An 18,293-nucleotide genomic window follows, 5' to 3' on the forward strand; every position below is an offset into this window, starting at 1 on the left:
TTATGACTAAATCTTTTATAAAAAAAATATTCTCTTTTAACAAATCTCAAGAGCAAGAAATTGAACAACAGATTTCTATTCCTGATAAAAGCGATATAATAGAAGAAAATAAAGACAAAAATGAAAAGACAAAAAATAATCAAATCTCTATAAACACAGAAAAAGAAGAACAAACAAAAAATCCAGAGTCAATACTTACAAAATATGATGAAAAATCTCCATTTCTAGAATCCCATTCTGATAAAATTCCCTTTTCTGGTAAAATTATTGTCACAGACAACATCCGTGAAAAAAAGAATGAAGAAATTTTATCTGAACCTTCTGTTGAACAAAAAAAGACAGCGTGGTTTGGGCGCCTTAAAAAAGGCCTATCCCTTTCTTCACAACGCCTAAGCGGATCAATTGGCGATCTCTTTGTTAAAAGAAAACTTGATGAAGATACACTGCAAGAGCTCGAAGATATTCTTATCCAAGCTGACATAGGTGTAGAGACGGCAACACGCATCACAAATACTTTAGCTTCCAGTCGTTACGGAAAAAACCTCTCCCCAAATGATATTCATACTATTGTAGCTGATGAGGTCAAAAAAGTTCTGGAACCTGTTGCAATACCATTAGAACTTGATCTCAGCCATAAACCTCATGTTATTTTGCTGGTAGGTGTAAATGGCACTGGAAAAACGACAACTATTGGAAAACTTTCAGCCAAATTAACAGAAGGGGGATTAAAAGTTATGCTGGCAGCAGGTGATACTTTCCGAGCCGCTGCTATTGAGCAACTACACATTTGGGGTGAACGTACCAATTCTCCTGTTATTTCGACAAAATTGGGTGCAGATGCCGCTAGCTTAGCATTTGATGCTTATGAAAAAGCAAAAAAAACAAACAGTGATGTATTAATTATTGATACAGCAGGGCGTTTACAAAATAAATCTGAATTAATGGATGAGTTGGCAAAAATTATTCGTGTTTTAAAAAAACACACCCCCCAAGCACCCCACACAATCCTTCAAACTCTTGATGCAACAACCGGACAAAATGCACTCAACCAAGTGGACATTTTCAGTGATATTGCTGGTGTTAATGGTTTAGTTATGACAAAGCTAGATGGGACTGCACGAGGAGGAATTCTTGTCGCTATCGCAGCAAAATATAAATTACCCGTTTATTTTATCGGTATAGGAGAAGATATTGAAGACCTTCAACCCTTTTCTGCTTCTGACTTTGCCGAAACTATTGCAGGAAAACACGCATGAAACAGCCTTTATCTAATCTTAATTTACACAATAATTCTGAAAAAAAGATGAATAACAATAAAAAAATTTCTCTCTCACCAACACTTAAGTTTCTTTTGGAAATGGGTCCATTGGTTGCCTTCTTTTTTGCCAATTATAAGGGAGAATGGCTGATAAAAAACATTGGATTTTTTCAAAATTTTAGTAAGCCTATTTTCCCTGCAACAGCTATTTTTATGGTGGCTATTATTATTTCCCTAAGCTTATCATGGATCCTTGCAAGACAAATTCCTATTATGCCTCTTATTTCAGGAATATTTGTTTTAGTTTTTGGCTTTCTAACTCTCTGGCTTCATAATGAAACTTTCATAAAAATGAAACCAACAATCATTAATAGCTTATTTGCTTTTATACTTTTTGGAGGGATGTTTTTTAAAAAACCACTTTTACGTTATGCTCTTGATTCTACCTTAAAACTTGATGATTTAGGTTGGCAAAAACTTACCTATCGTTGGGCGTTTTTTTTCATTTTTCTTGCCATTTTGAATGAAATAATTTGGCGTAATTTTAGCGATAATTTCTGGACAAGTTTCAAAGTATTTGGCGTCATGCCTATAACAGTCCTTTTCATGCTTACCCAAATGCCTATAATTATAAAACATTCAAAAGGACTTTTTACAGAAGAGGACAAATCTGATTCTTAAAAAAATCATCACTACCGATTATTTTATAGATTCATCGCCAAACACTGTTCGGGAGAAAAAATATGTTGATTGAACAGTTTATTTGTCGAGAAGACAATTTCGGTGTACTCCTTCATGATGAAAAAAGTGGTATGACAGCTGCAATAGATGCTCCTGAAGGCAAAGCGATTCACAATGCCTTAAAGCGCCACAATTGGACACTTAACACTATTTTTGTAACTCATCATCATCACGACCATGTAGAAGCCCTATCAGAATTAAAACAAGTTTACAACGCTACGGTTATCGGACCAGAAGCAGAAAAAGAAAAGATCAATCATCTTGATAAAACACTTCAACCTGATGAAAGTTTTTCTTTTGGCTCACTCCTTCTTTTAGCTCTTTCAACACCTGGTCATACTCTAGGCGCATTATCTTACTATTTTCCTGAAAAGAATTTACTCTTTGCTGGAGATACACTTTTTTCATTGGGCTGTGGACGTCTTTTCGAAGGAAAACCAGCACAAATGCTGAATTCTTTAAAAAAACTTCGTAAACTTCCTGATGAAACACTTCTCTATTGTGGACACGAATATACAAAAAATAACGCTCTTTTCGCACTAACAATTGACCCACATAATAAAAAACTCCACCAAAGAATAGAGGAAGTTTTTTTGCTACGTGCAAAAAACGCTATGACTTTACCAGTAACCTTAGGGCAAGAAAAAGCCACCAATCCCTTTCTCCGCTGGGATGATAGTGTATTGCGAAAGAACCTTGTAATGGAAGAAAAAACAGATGAAGAAGTTTTTGCTGAAGTTCGAAGAAGAAAGGACAATTTTTAACCATGCGTAAGTTCGTATTACGTTTGTTCCTGCTTTTTCTTTTCGTGATACATATTCAACAAACAATGGCAGAGGAAAAGGAAACAGATAATTCTTCTCTTATAGCACCTCTCATTGCAAATTATCCCTTAACAGAAGATTTTCTTTTAAAGCTGGAAAAAATTGAAAAAGAATGTAAAAACTTACTTCCAGAAACAAAAAATAATCTTATAACTTATGATTCTAGTATCCACTCTAGTATTGAAAACTACACTACCTATATTTCTAGTAAACCAAAACTTGTGAATATTTTAAAAGAAAATAATATAACACCGAAAGATTTTGCTGCGGGAACCTCAGCACTTAAAGAAATATCAGCGCTTCTCATATTTGTACCTGAAAAGGAATATTCTACTGAGAAAAATACTATATTTCTAAACAATCTTGAATTTGTTAAAAAACATTTTTACAAAGCAACAATTCTTTTAAATAGCTGTGAAAAACTCATTTTGAGCAACTAATCAGCTATGAGACATTAAAAAATATTATCCCATTAATCTAATAAAAAAGTACGTGCATTAAAAAAACACCGTGTTTTTACCATTCCTAATAATTGTTTTTATTTCGATTATATTTACAAATGTTTTTCTAAAAATAAAGAATAACAGACGGAAAAATATTTATTGAAATTCAAAAAAGAAAGGATAATTTTTCGTCATGTTTAAACTTCTATTGTGTTTTTTCTTCATTTTTCCTTTTGTATCATACGCTCAAGAAAAAAAACAAGAAATAGATGATCCTTCTTTTATACCGCCTTTCATTGCAAATTATCCCTTAACAGAAGATATTCTTTTAAAGCTGGAAAAAATCAAAGCAGAATGTAGAAATTTATCTTCAGAACCAGAACAAACAAATACAAAAAGTGATCTCAGTACTTATGATGATAATATTGAAAAATACGCTTCCTATATTTTTAATAATCCAAAACTTGTAAATATTTTAAAAGAAAATAATATAACACCGAAAGATTTTGTTGTTGCTCACCTAGCACTTCAAGCGACATTGTATGTACTTACTGATGAAGAAAATTCTACTTATGAAAAAAACTCTTTACCTGCAAGAAATATAGAATTTGCTAAAGAGCATATGTATAGAATAATAAAAATTTTAAAAGATAACTGTTAAAAAAATCTTTTTAGAACAATTGATTAACTTTGTAAACGCCGACAAATTTCATCTAATTGTTCTAATGAAGAGTAATGTATTTTTAAATCTCCACCTTTTTTACCATGTCGAATAATAACTTTCATTCCTATCACATCTGCAAGTAATTTTTCTAAAGATTTTGTTTCAGCATCTTTCTCCGTATTGGTACGCTTTTTAGTTTTAGGATTAGCTTGCTCATATGCAAGTATTTCTGTTTGACGTACTGAAAGCCCTTCACGAATAATTTTCTCAGCTAAATTTTGTGGATCATCAACGGTTATAAGACAACGTGCATGACCTGCAGAAAGTTGTCCATCAGTTAAGAATTGTTGTACTTTTTCTGGAAGTTTTAACAAACGAAGCGTATTTGCAACATGACTACGACTTTTTCCTATAACTTGCGCTAAATCTACTTGCGTATAATCATGTTCATTTAGAAGCATCTCATATCCCTTTGCTTCTTCGATAGGATTAAGATCTGCACGTTGAACATTTTCAATAATTGCCAATTCCAAAGCCGTTTTATCGTCCACATCACGAATAATAACGGGTAATTGACTTAAATTTGCACGTTGTGCTGCACGCCAGCGCCGTTCACCCGCAATCAATTCAAACCGATGAGGATGATCTCTTAAAGGCCTCACAATAACCGGTTGAACCACACCGTGTTGACGAATTGATTGTGTCAAATTATCAAGCTCTGTTTCAGTAAAATGACGCCGAGGATTGTGAGGATTACATGAAATAGATTCAATAGAAATAAATCGCTCAGAAAGACTACCGGATTCATTTAATTTATCAAAGCTTGATGAACGTGCAATATTGTTGTTTAAATTGATATCTCCAATCAATGCCGCTAATCCACGTCCTAGTCTTTTTTTTGATAGATCATCGTTCATAATTTTGCTCTTTGAGTTTTCTTACAAAAAATTTTACATTTTTAAGCAGCAGCACGTGCTTGTTTTTCACGTTGAATCATTTCTGATGCTAGACGCAAATAAGCTTGGCTCCCAGCACATTTAAGATCATAAAGCAATACAGGTTTGCCAAAAGAAGGCGCTTCTGATACTCTTACATTTCGTGGAATAACAGTACGATAAACTTTATCTCCCATAAAAGAACGTACATCTTCAACAACTTGATTTGAAAGGTTATTACGTCCATCATACATTGTTAGAACAATACCTTGGATCTCTAAAGATGGATTAAGTACGGATCGCACTTGTTTTACTGTTTCAAGTAATTGACTTAAACCTTCAAGTGCTAAAAATTCACACTGCATAGGCACTAAAACAGAATCCGCAGCCCCCATAGCATTAAGTGTTAAAAGATTAAGGGAGGGAGGACAATCAATTAAAATATAATTGAATTTTTTTTCCATTTCCGGATCATCATAGAGAGCTTTACGTAAGCGTTGTATGCGATCTTTTGATGAAGAAATTTCCATTTCCACACCTAAGAGATCAAGTGTAGAGGGAACTATATAAAGATTGGGTACGGCTGTTTTTAAAGCCGCCTGTGTAATTGAAACGCCCGAAACCAAAACATCATAAGAAGATAAAGGACGGCTATTACGATCAATCCCTAAACCTGTACTAGCATTACCTTGTGGATCAACATCCATAATAAGGACATTTTCACCAATAGCCGCTAAAGCTGTAGCAAGATTAATTGCTGTGGTTGTTTTTCCGACTCCACCCTTTTGGTTTGCAATAGCGATAATTCGTGTTTCGCTCATTTTGCTCTACCCTCTATATGATCGAATATGAGAAATTTCCAAAATAACAGAATTTTCATCAACTTTACTTTTATGTTTTAACAGATCAAAGTGCCAATTGGCAGAGGCATTTTTTATTTCTGTAGCGTAATCCCGACCTTTTTGCAAAAGAGCTATTGTTTTTTCTGTTAATAAAGGAAAAATGAGTTGTAAAAGAGTATCAAGCGGCGCTAATCCCCGTGCTGTTATAATATCAGATATGGGAATTTTTTGATATATATCTTCAATTCTAGCGTGATAAACCGTTGCTGGAAGATTAAGTTGAGCAATAACTGTTCGCAAAAAAGCAACTTTTTTCCCATTACTTTCAACAAGATTAATATGTCCTGCTTTTTTTTCTTTCAAAAAGATAGCAATCACAATTGCAGGAAAACCTCCTCCTGATCCTAAATCACACCAATGTAAAGAATGAGCATACAAAGGAAAAATTTGTGCTGAATCTAGAATATGTCGTGTCCATAGATCTGGTATAGTTGTAGCAGATATCAAATTAATATGTGCATTCCACTGAAGTATTAAAGACTCAAACTGAATTAAATTTTCCATCGTTTCACGTGAAACAGAAGGAACAATATTTAATAATTGTTGATATTTTTTTTCTGTAGAAAAATTCATTAAGCTGTTTTAGCCTTTTCACGTCGTTGACGTTGAATATGTGTAATAATAAGCGATAACGCGGCGGGTGTCATGCCATCAATTTTTTGTGCATCAGCAATTGAACGCGGCGACACTTCTTGAATTTTTGATTTAAGTTCATTTGAAAGACCTGAAATTGCCTGAACATCGAGAGAAGAAGGAATTTCTAAACGCTCATCTCTCTGAAGAGAGGCAATATCTTGTGCTTGTTTATCTAAATAAACCGCATATTGTGCTTCAATTTCTAAAGATTCTGCTGTTTTAGAATCAATTGTTTTTAATTGTGGCCAAAAATCTGAAAGACGCTCTAAGGTCATATGAGGATAAGCAAGAAAATCATAAGCCGAACGCCGAATTCCATCATGATTAACATGTAATCCATGAGCAGAAGCTTCATTGGGTGTTAAAAAAAGATTTTGACATATTGATCGTGCTTGATCAAGCCGTTGTTGTTTTTTCTGATAACATTCCCAACGTATTTTACTCACAATACCCCATTTTTGTGCCAAAGGTGTTAAACGCGTATCAGCATTATCAGATCGTAAAGATAAACGAAATTCAGCACGTGATGTAAACATCCTATAAGGTTCACAAACACCACGTGAAACCAAATCATCAATCATAACACCAATATAAGCAGTAGAACGACTTATAAGTATTTCATCTAATTTACCTACTTTACGTGCAGCATTTAATCCAGCTAAAAGTCCTTGTGCTGCTGCTTCTTCATATCCTGTTGTACCATTAATTTGGCCTGCTAAGAACAAACCCGGTAAAGAACGTAATTCTAAGTTTCTCGTTAATTGTTGTGGATTAACAAAATCATATTCAATAGCATAACCAGGTTGCAAAACTATAGCATTTTCCAATCCTTCAATGGTTTTCAATAGAGAAATTTGTACATCTTCAGGAAGAGAAGTAGAAAGACCATTTGGATAAACAGTATCATCATTTAATCCTTCTGGTTCCAGAAAGATCTGATGTCCATCACGTTCTCCAAATTTAACAATTTTATCTTCAACAGAAGGACAATAACGTGGTCCTAACCCTTCAATATTTCCAGAATATAAAGCAGAGCGATAAATATTCTCGCGAATAATTTGATGTGTTTTCTCATTTGTACGTGTTATTGCACATTCAATTTGTGGTTGTTCAATTTTCTCTGTTAAAAGAGAAAAGGGTATGGGATTTTCATCTGCTTGTTGTTTTTGGAGAGCTTCCCAAGCAATTGTTTTTTTACTCAAACGAGCAGGGGTTCCTGTTTTTAATCGTCCAAGTTTTATATGATATTTTTTCAAATGTTCAGCAAGTTTTACACTTGACTGATCTCCCATACGACCAGCAGCCCATGTTTTATTACCAATATGAATAAAGCCATTTAAAAACGTACCTGTTGTTAAAACAACAGCACCAGAAAAAATTGTTCCTTGTTTTTTTAAAATAACACCTGATACACAATTATCTTTAACAACCAGATCAATAACTTCATCCTCAATAAGAGTAAGATTTTCTTGTTCTTTTAATAATTTTTGAATTGCTTTTTTATAAAGTTGTCTATCTGCCTGTGTTCGTGGTCCTCTTACTGCCGGTCCTTTACGTCTATTAAGTAGTCTAAACTGAATTCCAGCAGCATCTGCTGCTCTTCCCATAAGACCATCTAACGCATCTATTTCACGAACTAGATGCCCTTTTCCAAGTCCACCAATAGCAGGATTACACGACATTGTTCCCAGTGCTGATATTTTATGTGTAACAAGCGCTGTTTTGGCTCCTACACGTGCTGAAGCTGAAGCCGCTTCACAGCCAGCATGACCACCACCAACAATAACAACATCATATGATTGCATTTAATTCATTCCGTAGAAAATATTCTAAGGTTTCACGTGAAACAGGATATAAATTACATAATCTTTATAATCTGTCTATGAAATAATCAATGTTTCACGTGAATCATTATTTACCAACACAAAATTCTGAAAAAATAATATCAAGCAAATCTTCAACATCAATATCTCCTGTAATTTTCCCAAGAAAATCACTTGCACAACGGAGATGTTCTGCACGTAAACTGAGATCAAGAGAATGATAATTAAGAGAAAATTCAATCTCTTTAACAGCCTGCTTTAATAATTGAAGTTGCCTTTTACGTGCTGGAACAATATTTCCAATTTTAGAAGCACGATAATGACAAAATGATTCAAGTTCTTTTATAAAATAATCAAAATTTAAACCAGTTAATGCGGAAAATTGTATAGACCAACGCTGATCATTTTTTTCATAAAGATCAAGCTTATTGCCAACACACCATATTTCAGCCGATGTTTCTGGTAAATCAACTTGCTTAGGATTTCCTATATCATAAACCAAAATAACCAAATCAGCTTCCCTAACATGCTGTTTAGCAATTTCTATTCCCATCTGTTCTATTTTATTTTCTGTTTTTCTAAAACCAGCAGTATCGGTTAAAAAAACAGGTAAACCACCAAGAATAATTCTCATTTCTAAAGCATCACGGGTTGTTCCTGCTTCTTCCGTTACAATAGCAACAGATCTTCCTGAAAGACGATTCATAATGCTTGATTTTCCAGAATTTGGAGCACCAGCAATAACAATTTTTAATCCATCACGTAAAATACTCGCACGTTCTCCTTCAGTAATATATTCCCGAATAGAAGTACAAAGATCCTGAACATCTTTCCAAACTTTATCAGATATTGCGTTGGGAATATCTGCTTCATCAACAAAATCAAGTTCTGCCTCAATAAAAGCACGCGCCTTCATAAGCTTATGACGCCAATCACGATAAAGCGTCGTTAAATGTCCACTTGTACCCATAACAGCTAAACGCCGTTGGCTTTCCGTTTCTGCTTCTATTAAATCAGCAAGACCTTCTGCTTGAACAAGATCTAATTTTCCTTCCATAAAAGCACGACGTGAAAATTCACCTGCTTCTGCAATACGGCATCCAGAAAATGTCGACAATTCATCGAGAAAACGATTAACGACTGCTTTTCCTCCATGTAAATGGAATTCTGCACAATCTTCCCCCGTAAAACTATGAGGAGCAGGAAAAAAAACAGTTAAACCAGAATCTAAAAAACTACCATCACGAGCAGTAAGATTTCCATAATGCATAAAACGTGCTTTAGGTAAACGACCACAAAGCGTTTTAACTATATCCACAACATGAGGACCAGAAAGCCGAATGACTGCAACCCCTGAAGGTAACAATCCACTCGAAACAGCAAAGATTGTATCCACAGGTTTTATCCTAATAAAAACTTTAATGACTCTACGTATTCATTGAATCAAAAAATTCACTATTGTTTTTTGTTTGCTTTAATTTATCAATCAAAAATTCAATTGCATCTGTTACATTCATAGATGCTAAAATACGACGAAGAACAAAAATTTTGTGTAAATCTTGTCGTTCTACCAGAAGTTCTTCCTTACGCGTTCCTGACTTTAAAATATCCATAGCAGGGAAAATACGTTTATCAGCAACTTTTCGATCAAGAACAATTTCCGAATTACCTGTTCCTTTAAATTCTTCAAAAATAACCTCATCCATACGACTTCCTGTATCAATCAAAGCCGTTGCAATAATGGTTAAAGATCCGCCTTCTTCAATATTACGTGCTGCACCAAAAAAACGCTTTGGACGCTGGAGGGCATTTGCATCCACACCACCTGTTAAAACTTTACCTGAAGAAGGAACAACTGTATTATATGCACGCCCAAGACGTGTAATAGAATCGAGAAGAATAACAACATCACGCCCATATTCAACAAGACGTTTGGCTTTTTCAATAACCATTTCTGCCACTTGTACGTGACGTATTGCAGGTTCATCAAAAGTAGAAGAAACCACTTCTCCTTTTACTGAACGCTGCATATCAGTAACTTCTTCTGGTCGTTCATCAATTAAAAGAACAATGAGATAACATTCAGGATGATTAGTGGTAATAGAATGAGCAATATTTTGAAGTAAAACTGTTTTTCCCGTCCGAGGAGGAGCTACAATTAACCCTCTTTGTCCTTTTCCCAATGGAGATATCAAATCAATCACGCGTGATGACATATCTTTCTCTGTAGGATCTTGTATTTCCATTTGGAAACGTTCATTTGAATAAAGAGGAGTAAGATTATCAAAGTGGATTTTATAACGAATCTTTTCAGGTTTTTCGAAATTAATTGTATTAATTTTAAGGAGAGCAAAATAACGTTCTCCCTCTTTTGGACTGCGTATGGGACCTTCAATTGTATCGCCTGTTTTTAAAGAAAACGACTGTATTTGTGCAGGTGAAAGATAAATATCATCAGGACCAGGAAGATAATTAGCATCAGCAGATCTCAAAAATCCAAATCCGTCTTGTAAAACTTCAACAACACCTTCTCCTATAATTTCAACGTCTTGTAGAGCAAGTTTTTTCAAGATAGCAAACATTAATTCTTGTTTGCGCATAAGGGAGGCATTTTCAACTTCTAATGTTTCAGCAAAAGAAACAAGCTCAACGGGATTTTTGCTTTTAAGTTCTTGTAGTTTCATTTTTTGCATGAAATATGCTCTTTGTAATTAAGGAGAAGATTGTTCTAAATAATTTATGGAAATTTATGAGTGAAATATTATTAAGAAAAAATATCCTACACTCAATTTTTTTAATCTGCAAGTACCATTTATATGAAATTTGTTCCTGTAATATTAAGTAATTATATGAAAAACTTGAAAAAATATAAAATCCAAATAGTATTTAATTATTTTAATAACAAAAATGTGAGTTAGGATTATAGCATTAATGAAATGCTATTCAAAAGTATTTTTTACAGAAATTTATATTAATAAATTTATATTAAAGAAAGGATTATTCTTATTTATAACTGTGTTTAGTGTGGATTATTATTTATCCTCAATTTTATCCACAAAAGGAACTGAAAAAAGAATAAAAATATCACTATCTTAAAGATATTATCCCCTCTTTTTTTATAAGAGGGATTAAATTATCACAAGCATTTAATTTGTGCATAAAAAAGGAGAATTTTTCATAAATTTTAGTTTTATAAAAAACGGTGAGGATATATACACATGTCTTAACAAGGAGTTAAAATTTTTGTGACAAAAGAAAAAAAATTCTTTCATTTACACATGCTTTCTGATGCAACAGGAGAAACATTAATTTCTGTTGGAAGAGCTGTAGCATCGCAATATGCAATGATTCAGGCAACAGAGCATATCTATCCTATGATTCGTAATAGAATACAGTTACAGAAAGCTCTTGATGAAATACAACAAGAGCCAGGTATTGTTCTTTACACAATGATTGATGAAGAACTTAAACTACTCCTTCAAAAAAAAATGCAAAAAAATAGAAGTTCCCTGTATTGATATATTGCATCCTGTTTTAAATGCTTTTCAGTCTTACCTTGGAATGCCAACACATTTACGTGCGAGCGCACAACATGATCTTAATGCAGATTATTTTCGCCGTATTGAGGCACTGGATTTTACAATAGAGCATGATGATGGACAGTCTTCCAGTAGCTTATCCGAAGCAGATGTGATCCTTGTGGGAATTTCAAGAACCTCTAAAACACCAACAAGCATCTATTTAGCAAATCGCGGAATCAAAACGGCTAATGTTCCTCTTATTCCAGGAATTGATTTGCCAGAATCTCTTTTAGAGGTAAAAAATTCTTTAATTATTGGTTTAATTGCTTCAGCTGAAAGAATCTCACATATTCGTCAAAATAGAGATTTAGGAGAAGGTTTTGCTCTTGATAATTATACTAATCGTATCAACATAGCTGAAGAATTAATCCATGCAAAACGCATTTGCGAACGTTTTGGTTGGCCTATTATTGATGTCACAAGACGTTCTATTGAAGAAACTGCTGCTGCAATATTTGAACTGTTATCACGATTTCGTGAAGAAAATGAGAGAAAATTCTCATGAACGCAGATACTTTAATATTAGCATCTCTTAGTTTTTATCGTGCAAAATTATTAAAAAAAGCAGGCTTAAATTTTTCCATTGAAGGAGCTTCTTTTGATGAAAGAGAAGTAGAAAAAAAAGCAAAAGAAAAAACACCTAAAGAACTCAGCTGTTTTCTTGCGAGCGCAAAAGCAAAAAATGTTTCAGACCGTTTTCCTGATGCTTTCGTTATTGGTTGTGATCAAGTTCTTGATTTTGAAGGTCAAGTTTTTCACAAAGCAACAAATATTAAAGAAGCACATCAACGTTTATGTGAATTATCAGGAAAAACCCATTCTCTTCATAGTGCGGTAGCTTTATTTAAAAATGGTCAAAAAATTTGGGTTGAAGCTTTTAGTGCACATATGTCCGTCCGTTTACTCTCATCAGAATTTATTGAACGTTATTTAGCACGCGTAGGAAAAGATGTTTTAAACAGCGTGGGAGTATATCAAATTGAAGGAGAAGGAATTCATCTCTTTGAAAAAATTGAAGGAGATTTTTTTACCATTGTTGGTTTACCTTTGCTGCCTCTACTCATAAAACTGCGCCACTTAGGAATTATTGATGGTTGACTTAACAATAAAAAAAACAAATTATCCGCGTGCTTTTGTTGTTGGTTCTCCAATTCATCATTCAAAATCGCCAAGAATTCACAATTTTTGGCTTAAACAATATGGTTTACAAGGAGAATATCTTGCACAAGAAGTAACATCTGAAGAGTTCAGTCATTTTATTGCGTCTTTACAAAAAATAGGCTTTTGTGGAGGAAATGTTACTTTGCCTTATAAACAGGAAGCTTTTCGTTTAGCAGATTATAAAGATGAGAGAGCAACAATGATTGGTGCTGTTAATACACTTTGGTATGAAGGAGATAAGCTTTGTGCCACGAATAGTGATGCCTATGGTTTTAGCGCTAATCTTGATGATTTTGTATCTGATTGGGGAGGGGAAACAGCTCTTGTTTTTGGAGCAGGTGGTGCCGCACGCGCTATCATATATGCCTTAAAAAGACGCGGATTTGAACAGATTTATTTAATTAACCGTACAAAACAACGTGCTGATAATTTAGCTCAGCATTTTGGAAAAATCATTAAAGTTTACGATTGGCATAAAATCCATGAAATACTTCATCAAGCTGATTTGATTGTTAATACAACCTCTATTGGCATAAAAAGTCCAGAAGAAAAAAGTGATTCTTTTTTTTGCGATTTTCATAAAGCAAAAAAAACGGCATTAGTAACAGATATTATTTATACACCATTGATAACTCCTTTTTTACAACAGGCAAAGGCTTGTGATCTCAAGACGGTTGATGGACTTGGGATGCTTCTACATCAGGCTGTTATAGGGTTTGAACAGTGGTTCGGAATAAGACCACAGGTAACAAAAGCGTTACGGACAGCTATTTTAGAGGATATGAGTGAAAAAAGAGAATGAAGATCATAGGATTAACGGGATCAATTGCTATGGGAAAATCAACAGTTGCTGATTTTTTCAAGCAAGCGGGTATTTCTGTTTTTAGTGCTGATGAAGCAGTACAACAGCTTTATAAAAGTGAGCCAGCTTTGTCATTCATAGAGCGTATTTTTCCTGGTGTGGTTGAAAACGCAGAAGTTAACCGTTTGAAACTTTCTGAAATTTTGATTGATGATAAAGAAAAATTACAAACATTAGAAAAAATAATTCATCCTTTGGTGCAAGAAAAAGAAAGGGAATTTATTGATATAGCGCGTGAACAAGGGAAAAAATTAGTTATTCTTGATATTCCACTTCTGTTTGAAAAAAATGGTGAAAGTCGTGTGGATAGCGTTATTGTTGTTTCTGCTCCACCAGAAATACAAAAAGAACGTGTAATGATTCGCCAAGGTATGAATGAGAAAAAATTTGCCTTTATCAACGCTCAACAAATGCCAGATGAAAAAAAACGAGAACGCGCTGATTTTATTATTGATACAGGGAAAGATTTAGAGAATACACGTCAACAGGTTTTTGATGTGATAAAAAAATTGCTAAAGAATTAAAATTATGCGTGAAATTATTTTTGATACAGAAACAACAGGTTTAGATAAAGAGAAAGATCGCATAATCGAAATTGGTTGTGTAGAAATGGTTGATCGTTATCTCACAGGACGCCAATTTCATGTTTATTTAAACCCTGAAGGCGTTATTATTCCTGATGAAGTTGTAGCAATTCACGGATTAACCAATGAACGCTTGAAAAACGAGAAAAGTTTTAGTGATATTGTTGATGAATTTTTGGAATTTATCAAAGACGCGACAATGATTGCGCATAATGCGAGTTTTGATATTGGTTTTATTAATGCAGAATTAAAACGCGTCAACAAACCGCTTATCAGTGTTGATAATATTCTTGATACATTGGCTATGGCGCGGCGTAAATTTCCTATGGGTCCTAATTCTCTTGATATTTTATGCAAACGTTTTGGAATTGATAACAGCCATCGTGTTCTTCATGGTGCTTTGCTTGATGCAGAGATTCTAGCCGATGTTTATATTGAGCTCATCGGTGGAAAGCAAGGTGTATTGGGTTTTGATAACAGAAGGGGTATTGATGAACATATCCAGAACGATAAAGATACATCTTATGCCGTTAAAATTCGCCCGCAGGCTTTACCTTCGAGATTGAGTATGCAAGAAAAAAAGTTACACGCTGATTTTATCTACAAAATGGGTGAAAAAGCTCTGTGGAATAACTTCAAAATTCATGAATAACATCATCTTTTATCTAAAAGAGTCACGATTGAAATTAAAGAATATCGATGTCAAAAAAAAACGGTCGTTGTGGGGAGGGGAACACCACAACGACCCTGTCGCTACATCGTACCTCAGCTATCATAGGAGGAGCAAAATGAAAGCTATTAATCCTGTAACAGCAAAGAAAAGCTCTAGGTACTTAATATAAAGTGCAACGACTTCACGTCTTATGAAGAGAAAAAATGGCTTTTTAGAGGCAAAGTGAAAAAATATATAAGGGTAATTTGTTTTTTTAGCTGAAATGGAGAAAAAATGTCATGAAAGCAACAGATCATCTTTTTTTGGTTGACGGATCAGGCTATATTTTTCGTGCTTATTATGCTTTGCCGCCTTTAAAACGTAAAAAGGATGGACTTCCTGTAGGAGCAGTAGCTGGTTTTTGCAATATGTTATGGAAATTACTTTGTGATGCTCGTAATACAGCTACGGGTGTTGTTCCAACACATTTTGCTGTTATTTTTGATTATTCATCTGATACTTTTCGTAAACAAATTTATCCTGAATATAAAGCGAATCGCGTTGAACCTCCTGAAGATCTAATTCCTCAATTCGCGCTAATACGCCAAGCAACGAAGGCTTTTAATTTGCCTTGTATTGAAAAGGAAGGCTTTGAAGCGGATGATTTAATTGCTACCTATGCAAAGTTGGCAACAAAGGTTGGGGCAAAAACAACCATTATTTCTTCCGATAAGGATCTTATGCAACTCGTAAATACGCATGTATCTTTGTATGATGGAATGAAAGATAAGCATATAGGTATCTCAGAAGTTATAGAAAAATGGGGTGTTGCGCCTGAAAAAATGATTGATTTACAAGCATTAATTGGAGATTCAACGGATAATGTACCGGGTATTCCAGGCATTGGTCCAAAAACTGCAGCTCAGTTGTTAAATGAATTTGGTTCTCTTGATCTTCTATTGCAAAACGTAACAGAAATTAAACAAACAAAACGACGTGAAAACATTCAAGCTTATAGAGAACAAGTTAAAATATCTCGTGAACTTGTCAGGCTTAAAACAGATGTTCCTATAGATAATGATTTAGATGATTTTATTTTGGAGCCACAAGATGGTCCACGTTTAATTGCTTTTTTGAAAGCGATGGAGTTTTCAACATTAACGCGTCGCGTGGCAGAGGCAACAACATGCGATGCAGCTGTTATTGACGCACTTGATATAAATGTTGAATGGGAAAAACTAAGCCCCAGGAATGATTCTGATATCAGGCATGATTCTGATATCAAGAATACTGAGCGCGCATCCCTTCATAATTTTTCTGAAAATTCTCCACAAGTTTTTGCACAAGAACGTAAAGATCAAGCGCTGACTCAAAAAATTACAAGAGATGCTTATACAACAATTCTTGATGAGGAAATTTTAAAAGACTGGTTATCACAAGCACAAGAGCAGGGTTTTTTCGCTTTTGATACTAAAACAACATCTCTTGATCCGATGCAAGCAAAGCTTGTTGGTTTTTCACTCGCATTACAGCCGGAAAAAGCAGCTTATATACCTCTTGAACATTTTGATGAAGGAGAAGAGGACCTTTTGAGGGGCGGGCGCATTGCTTCACAGATTGGGGCTCGAAAAGCTTTAGCACTTTTAAAACCGATATTAGAAGATTCAGCGGTGTTAAAAATTGGTCATAATATAAAATATGATTGGTTGGTGATGAAGCAATACGACATTATGATAAGCTCTTTTGACGACACCATGCTTTTATCATATGCTTTTGATGCTGGAATGTTAACCCATAATATGGATGATTTGTCTGAACGTTGGCTTGAGCATAAACCAATTGCCTATAAAGATTTAACGCATAACGGGAAAAAAATTACTTCTTTTGCACAAGTAGATTTAAAACAAGCAACCCTTTATGCGGCGGAAGATGCTGATATAAAGCTACGTCTTTGGCAAGTATTGAAACCGCAACTTGTTGCTCGTGGAATGACAAAAATTTATGAGCGTCTTGATAGACCTCTTGTAGAAGTTCTTGCAAGAATGGAAGAACGGGGGATTCTTATTGATCGGCAGATTTTATTGCGTCTTTCAGGAGAGTTGGCACAAGCTGCTTTGATTCTAGAAGAGGAAATTTACAAACAAGCTGATGAAAAGTTTAATCTTGCTTCGCCAAAGCAATTAGGGGATATCCTTTTTGGCAAAATGGGATTGCCTGGAGGCGCTAAAACAAAGGGTGGACAATGGTCAACTTCTGCACAGACCTTAGAAGAGTTGGCTGCTGAAGGTCATATTTTACCGCGTAAAATTATTGAGTGGCGTCAACTTTCAAAGCTAAAATCTACCTATACAGATGCCTTGCCTTCTTATATTTTTTCAAAAACAGGGCGAGTTCACACGAATTATTCTTTGGCAATAACATCAACTGGTCGGTTATCATCATCAGAGCCAAATTTGCAAAATATTCCAGTGCGAACTGCTGAAGGACGTAAAATTCGAACAGCTTTTATTGCTCCCAAAGGACATGTGTTACTTTCTGCTGATTATAGTCAGATTGAGTTGCGCATTCTTGCACATATTGCGGATATAAAAGCATTAAAAGAAGCTTTTGCTAAAGGGCATGATATTCACGCTATAACGGCATCACAAATGTTTGGTGTTGCGATAGAAGGAATGCATTCAGATATACGACGGCGTGCAAAAGCGATTAATTTTGGTATTATTTATGGTATTTCAGCTTTTGGATTAGCCAATCAATTGGGAATTTCACGCCAAGAAGCGGGTCGTTATATTCAACTGTATTTTGAAAGATTTCCAGGAATTAAAGATTATATGGAGAAGACCAAAATCTTTGCACGTGAAAATGGTTATGTAGAAACAATTTTTGGACGTCGTATCCATTATCCAGAAATAAAAGCAAAGAATGTAAAAATTCGTTCTCTTAATGAGCGGGCAGCTATCAATGCTCCAATTCAAGGTTCTGCGGCCGATATTATTCGCCGCGCTATGATACATATGGAAGATGCTTTAAAAGCAGAAAAACTATCAGCAAAAATGTTGCTGCAAGTTCATGATGAACTGATTTTTGAAGTACCAGAAGAAGAAAGTAAAAAAACCATGACTGTTGTTAAAAATGTTATGGAAAATGCTACAATACCGGTTCTATCTTTATCTGTACCGCTTGAAGTAAAAGTTATGACGGCTCAAAATTGGGATGAGGCACATTAA

Annotated in this window: 16 protein-coding genes and 1 pseudogene; 11 read left to right on the forward strand and 6 right to left on the reverse strand. The window is 34.6% G+C overall.

Annotated features, from left to right (window positions below; all coding sequences use genetic code 11):
• Positions 1 to 2: 2 nt before the first annotated feature.
• From ftsY to ACFIMS_RS03620, 5 genes are all read left to right on the forward strand, one after another.
• Positions 3 to 1,256 carry a signal recognition particle-docking protein FtsY gene (ftsY, locus tag ACFIMS_RS03600; protein WP_375671704.1) on the forward strand — a complete coding sequence of 418 codons (1,254 nt, stop codon included), beginning with the start codon at positions 3 to 5 and terminating at the stop codon, positions 1,254 to 1,256.
• Complete coding sequence (locus tag ACFIMS_RS03605; protein WP_375620900.1) at positions 1,253 to 1,939, forward strand: septation protein A; 687 nt, start codon at positions 1,253 to 1,255, stop codon at positions 1,937 to 1,939. The genes ftsY and ACFIMS_RS03605 overlap by 4 nt, the downstream gene beginning before the upstream one ends.
• A 62-nt stretch (positions 1,940 to 2,001) precedes the next feature.
• Positions 2,002 to 2,763, forward strand: a complete 762-nt coding sequence (gene gloB / locus ACFIMS_RS03610; protein ID WP_375628534.1) for a hydroxyacylglutathione hydrolase — start codon at positions 2,002 to 2,004, stop codon at positions 2,761 to 2,763.
• Between the two features lie 2 nt (positions 2,764 to 2,765).
• On the forward strand, positions 2,766 to 3,263 hold the full coding sequence (locus ACFIMS_RS03615) for a hypothetical protein (RefSeq protein ID WP_375638140.1): 498 nt from the start codon (positions 2,766 to 2,768) through the stop codon (positions 3,261 to 3,263).
• A gap of 196 nt (positions 3,264 to 3,459) precedes the next feature.
• Entirely contained in the window at positions 3,460 to 3,927 is a 468-nt protein-coding gene (locus ACFIMS_RS03620) for a hypothetical protein (protein WP_375611337.1), read from the forward strand.
• Positions 3,928 to 3,950: 23 nt separating this feature from the next.
• Here the strand turns inward: ACFIMS_RS03620 and ACFIMS_RS03625 are convergent, their stop codons facing one another.
• The 6 genes from ACFIMS_RS03625 to rho all read right to left on the reverse strand — a co-directional run bounded on the left by ACFIMS_RS03625 (position 3,951) and on the right by rho (position 10,919).
• A complete protein-coding gene (locus ACFIMS_RS03625; RefSeq protein ID WP_375612765.1) occupies positions 3,951 to 4,847 on the reverse strand; it encodes a ParB/RepB/Spo0J family partition protein in 897 nt (298 codons plus the stop codon).
• 41 nt (positions 4,848 to 4,888) lie between these two features.
• A complete protein-coding gene (locus ACFIMS_RS03630) occupies positions 4,889 to 5,686 on the reverse strand; it encodes a ParA family protein (protein ID WP_273790170.1) in 798 nt (265 codons plus the stop codon).
• Between the two features lie 6 nt (positions 5,687 to 5,692).
• Positions 5,693 to 6,340, reverse strand: a complete 648-nt coding sequence (gene rsmG / locus ACFIMS_RS03635) for a 16S rRNA (guanine(527)-N(7))-methyltransferase RsmG (protein ID WP_375611339.1) — start codon at positions 6,338 to 6,340, stop codon at positions 5,693 to 5,695.
• Positions 6,340 to 8,208, reverse strand: coding sequence for a tRNA uridine-5-carboxymethylaminomethyl(34) synthesis enzyme MnmG (mnmG, locus tag ACFIMS_RS03640; RefSeq protein ID WP_375639846.1), 1,869 nt, complete (start codon positions 8,206 to 8,208; stop codon positions 6,340 to 6,342). Before mnmG ends, rsmG begins: the two co-directional genes overlap by 1 nt.
• Positions 8,209 to 8,314: 106 nt before the next feature.
• Positions 8,315 to 9,622 carry a tRNA uridine-5-carboxymethylaminomethyl(34) synthesis GTPase MnmE gene (gene mnmE / locus ACFIMS_RS03645; protein WP_375671707.1) on the reverse strand — a complete coding sequence of 436 codons (1,308 nt, stop codon included), beginning with the start codon at positions 9,620 to 9,622 and terminating at the stop codon, positions 8,315 to 8,317.
• Between the two features lie 31 nt (positions 9,623 to 9,653).
• On the reverse strand, positions 9,654 to 10,919 hold the full coding sequence (rho, locus tag ACFIMS_RS03650; protein ID WP_015857121.1) for a transcription termination factor Rho: 1,266 nt from the start codon (positions 10,917 to 10,919) through the stop codon (positions 9,654 to 9,656).
• Positions 10,920 to 11,471: 552 nt separating this feature from the next.
• On the opposite strand from rho, the pseudogene ACFIMS_RS03655 reads away from it, so the two are divergent.
• From ACFIMS_RS03655 to polA, 6 genes and pseudogenes are all read left to right on the forward strand, one after another.
• Positions 11,472 to 12,312 (forward strand): annotated as a pseudogene (locus ACFIMS_RS03655) (pyruvate, water dikinase regulatory protein).
• Positions 12,309 to 12,905 carry a Maf family nucleotide pyrophosphatase gene (locus tag ACFIMS_RS03660; RefSeq protein WP_375611343.1) on the forward strand — a complete coding sequence of 199 codons (597 nt, stop codon included), beginning with the start codon at positions 12,309 to 12,311 and terminating at the stop codon, positions 12,903 to 12,905. The pseudogene ACFIMS_RS03655 and the gene ACFIMS_RS03660 overlap by 4 nt, the downstream one beginning before the upstream one ends.
• Positions 12,898 to 13,770, forward strand: coding sequence for a shikimate dehydrogenase (locus tag ACFIMS_RS03665; RefSeq protein WP_375629126.1), 873 nt, complete (start codon positions 12,898 to 12,900; stop codon positions 13,768 to 13,770). Before ACFIMS_RS03660 ends, ACFIMS_RS03665 begins: the two co-directional genes overlap by 8 nt.
• Positions 13,767 to 14,354: a dephospho-CoA kinase gene (coaE, locus tag ACFIMS_RS03670; RefSeq protein ID WP_375696396.1), complete on the forward strand. Its 588-nt coding sequence runs from the start codon at positions 13,767 to 13,769 to the stop codon at positions 14,352 to 14,354. Before ACFIMS_RS03665 ends, coaE begins: the two co-directional genes overlap by 4 nt.
• A gap of 4 nt (positions 14,355 to 14,358) precedes the next feature.
• Entirely contained in the window at positions 14,359 to 15,066 is a 708-nt protein-coding gene (dnaQ, locus tag ACFIMS_RS03675; RefSeq protein ID WP_375629128.1) for a DNA polymerase III subunit epsilon, read from the forward strand.
• Between the two features lie 299 nt (positions 15,067 to 15,365).
• Positions 15,366 to 18,293 carry a DNA polymerase I gene (gene polA / locus ACFIMS_RS03680; protein ID WP_375638144.1) on the forward strand — a complete coding sequence of 976 codons (2,928 nt, stop codon included), beginning with the start codon at positions 15,366 to 15,368 and terminating at the stop codon, positions 18,291 to 18,293.

It is taken from the genome of Bartonella sp. AP331QHHD (assembly GCF_042195905.1).
GTDB lineage: Bacteria > Pseudomonadota > Alphaproteobacteria > Rhizobiales > Rhizobiaceae > Bartonella.

What these genes read in the sequence shown, in the direction of transcription:
- ftsY (WP_375671704.1), top strand. Translation starts at nt 3, where the DNA reads ATGACTAAATCTTTTATAAAAAAAATATTCTCTTTTAACAAATCTCAA.
- ACFIMS_RS03605 (WP_375620900.1), top strand. Translation starts at nt 1,253, where the DNA reads ATGAAACAGCCTTTATCTAATCTTAATTTACACAATAATTCTGAAAAA.
- gloB (WP_375628534.1), top strand. Translation starts at nt 2,002, where the DNA reads ATGTTGATTGAACAGTTTATTTGTCGAGAAGACAATTTCGGTGTACTC.
- ACFIMS_RS03615 (WP_375638140.1), top strand. Translation starts at nt 2,766, where the DNA reads ATGCGTAAGTTCGTATTACGTTTGTTCCTGCTTTTTCTTTTCGTGATA.
- ACFIMS_RS03620 (WP_375611337.1), top strand. Translation starts at nt 3,460, where the DNA reads ATGTTTAAACTTCTATTGTGTTTTTTCTTCATTTTTCCTTTTGTATCA.
- ACFIMS_RS03625 (WP_375612765.1), bottom strand. Translation starts at nt 4,847, where the DNA reads ATGAACGATGATCTATCAAAAAAAAGACTAGGACGTGGATTAGCGGCA.
- ACFIMS_RS03630 (WP_273790170.1), bottom strand. Translation starts at nt 5,686, where the DNA reads ATGAGCGAAACACGAATTATCGCTATTGCAAACCAAAAGGGTGGAGTC.
- rsmG (WP_375611339.1), bottom strand. Translation starts at nt 6,340, where the DNA reads ATGAATTTTTCTACAGAAAAAAAATATCAACAATTATTAAATATTGTT.
- mnmG (WP_375639846.1), bottom strand. Translation starts at nt 8,208, where the DNA reads ATGCAATCATATGATGTTGTTATTGTTGGTGGTGGTCATGCTGGCTGT.
- rho (WP_015857121.1), bottom strand. Translation starts at nt 10,919, where the DNA reads ATGCAAAAAATGAAACTACAAGAACTTAAAAGCAAAAATCCCGTTGAG.
- ACFIMS_RS03660 (WP_375611343.1), top strand. Translation starts at nt 12,309, where the DNA reads ATGAACGCAGATACTTTAATATTAGCATCTCTTAGTTTTTATCGTGCA.
- ACFIMS_RS03665 (WP_375629126.1), top strand. Translation starts at nt 12,898, where the DNA reads ATGGTTGACTTAACAATAAAAAAAACAAATTATCCGCGTGCTTTTGTT.
- coaE (WP_375696396.1), top strand. Translation starts at nt 13,767, where the DNA reads ATGAAGATCATAGGATTAACGGGATCAATTGCTATGGGAAAATCAACA.
- dnaQ (WP_375629128.1), top strand. Translation starts at nt 14,359, where the DNA reads ATGCGTGAAATTATTTTTGATACAGAAACAACAGGTTTAGATAAAGAG.
- polA (WP_375638144.1), top strand. Translation starts at nt 15,366, where the DNA reads ATGAAAGCAACAGATCATCTTTTTTTGGTTGACGGATCAGGCTATATT.